This window comes from Halomonas sp. 707D4, assembly GCF_024158685.1.
Taxonomy (GTDB): Bacteria; Pseudomonadota; Gammaproteobacteria; order Pseudomonadales; family Halomonadaceae; genus Vreelandella.
On the sequence record NZ_JAMZBD010000437.1, the window covers coordinates 1 to 2,576 of the forward strand.

At 66.6% G+C, this 2,576-nt stretch carries 2 protein-coding genes; both read left to right on the forward strand.

The window, feature by feature from the left end; all coding sequences use genetic code 11:
* Window positions 1-365 precede the first annotated feature (365 nt).
* The gene (locus BIS11_RS14895) at window positions 366-893 is read left to right on the forward strand and encodes a sorbitol dehydrogenase family protein (protein WP_253426246.1); all 528 of its coding nucleotides are present in this window, start codon (window positions 366-368) and stop codon (window positions 891-893) included.
* 66 nt (window positions 894-959) lie between these two features.
* A partial coding sequence (locus BIS11_RS14900) for a GMC family oxidoreductase (protein WP_253586411.1) occupies window positions 960-2,576 on the forward strand: 1,617 nt, incomplete at its 3' end.

Below are 2,576 nucleotides of genomic sequence, written 5' to 3' on the forward strand. Positions count from 1 at the left end.
CTGCCCAGGCCTCGGGCAGCGTGAGCCAGCGCCCGGCCACGCCGGTAAGCGCAAAGCCGCCGGCCAACTGAATGACGCGGCGGCGAGAGAGTGTTGCCATGTTTGGTTCCTTGCCTTCCCGGCAGCGAAGGGCCGCGTGGCGGCGGGGCAGCGCATCCTGTCATTGATTTTCAGACACGCTATCGGTCCGCGCTGATTATACCTTAGTCTAAGGATATAGCCATGACGGGGATGTATAAGAAGTCACTTAATATTCTGCCGCCCTGACGATACAATTAGCGCGCAAATAGTCGCCGGGCCGTCACCGGACCGGGGCCATGGCCACTGATCGACCGCCCGACTCCACATCATTCAAGGTAACCCGCGTGCAACACTCCTTCCCCTCTCCCGGCGTCTCTCGTCGAAAGCTCTTGATCGGCGGCGCCAGTCTGCTTGGCTACTTCACCTTCGCAGGCCCCACGCTTGCCTGGGCACGAGCGTTTCAGGGCACCCCCTTGCACCAGCGCTTCATGGAGCTCTCCGGCCGACTGATCAACCACCGGCTCGACGAAGGGACGGGGCTGCGCATCGCCGCCTTCGCCGCCCAGAAATACGCGGGGCTTGCCGAGCGGGTCGAGCGCATCATCGCCATCGCCGACGAGCGTGACGCGCAGGAAGTCGAGCAGTTCTTCGATGACATCCCCGAAGAGGATCGCGAGCTGGCCTACTGGATCATCGCCGCCTGGTACTCCGGCGCCTCGAGCGGCGCTCCCGATGCCGAGCAGTTCACCTTCGAGCACGCGCTGACCTACCAGACCACGCTGGATATCGTGCCGATCCCGACCTACGCCTTCTCCGCCCCGAACGGCTGGGCCCGGGCGCCGGCCCCGCTATTGCCCGTTCCGCGCTTCTGATCCGCAAGCACGCATTCCTGAAGAACGCATTTTAAAAGAACTCACTTCAAAAGACCCTGACTCCTCATGACTCAAACTACTTCCGCCGACGTGGTGATCGTCGGTACCGGTGTCGTCGGCGTCGTCGTCGCCGAGCAGTTGCTCGATGCCGGCCACTCCGTACTGATGCTCGAGGCCGGCCCGCGCGTGAGCCGCGCCGAAGTCGTCGAGAACTACCGCAACCTGCCGCTCGGCCTCAAGGGCAGCGCCTCGTCGAGCTACCCGCCCAAGCCCTGGGCGCCGCACCCGATGCCCGGCGACGACTACCTGCAGCTCGAAGGCCCGGATTCCTACGCCCAGACCTACATCCGCTACGCCGGCGGCTCGACCTGGCACTGGGCCGGCACCAGCTGGCGCCTGACGCCGGAGGACATGCGGCTGAACTCGCTCTACGGCGTGGGCCGCGACTGGGTGTTCGACTACGACACCCTCGACCCCTACTACAACATGGCGGAGCAGAAGCTCGGTATCTGCGGGCCTTCCGACCCGGCACTGCAGTGGCCGCCGCGCCCGCGCAGCGCCCCCTACCCGATGCCGCCCCTGCCCTTCTCGCCGGGCGAGGAGAAGTTCACCCGCGTGATGAAGGAGGCGCTGGGCTACACCAACCTGCCGGTGTCCCAGGCACGCAACAGCGGCATGCCTTATGACGACCGCCCGGCCTGCTGCGGCAACAACAACTGCGTGCCGGTCTGCCCCATCGGCGCCAAGTACGATGCGGCCACCGCCTTGAACCGGCTGGAGGCGAAGGGCGCGGTGATCCTCTCCAACGCCGTGGCGCACCGCATCGAGACCGGCGAGGGCAACCGCATCGAGGCGGTGCACTACCTCGACCCGGAGCGCCAGGAGCACCGGGTGACCGGCAAGCACTTCGTGATCGCCTGCAACGCCATCGAGACGCCGAAGCTTCTGCTGATGTCGGCGGATTCGCGCAACCCCAATGGTCTCGCCAACAGCTCCGACCAGGTGGGTCGCAACATGATGGACCACCCGCAGCTGGGCCTGACCCTGACCCTCGACGAGCCCTACTGGCTGGGCCAGGGGCCGGTGGTCAACAGCGGCATCATGGAGACCTCCCAGGGCGATTTTCGCGCCGAGCACGCCGGCGCCTACTTCCGCATGAACAACTTCGCGCGCAACCGCTACGAGACCTTCAACGCGCTCGCCACCGGCAAGGTGGGCCGCGCGCTGGACGAGGAGATCCGCCGCCGCGTGGCCTGCACCGTCAGCATCGTCGCCGCCCACGAGATCCTGCCGGACGCCAACAACCGGCTGACCCTCTCTGCCAAAAAGGATTGGCTGGGCCTGCCCAAGCCCCAGGTCTACTACGACGTGGGCGACTACACCCGCCGCTCCGCCGAGGTCTACTCGATGCCCATCGCCCGGCGCATCGCCGAGGCCATGGGCGCGGTCGAGGTCAAGGAGCCCAGCGCCTTCGCCCAGAGCAAGCACCTGATGGGCAGCACCATCATGGGCGACGACCCGGCGACGTCGGTGGTGGACAGCGACTGCCGCGCCTTCGATCACCCCAACCTTTTCCTGCCCGGCGGCGGCGCGATGCCGAGCACCGCCTGCGGCAACAGCACGATCACCATGGTGGCGCTGGCGTTCAAGGCCGCCGAAGCCCTGATCGACCAGGCCCGGGGA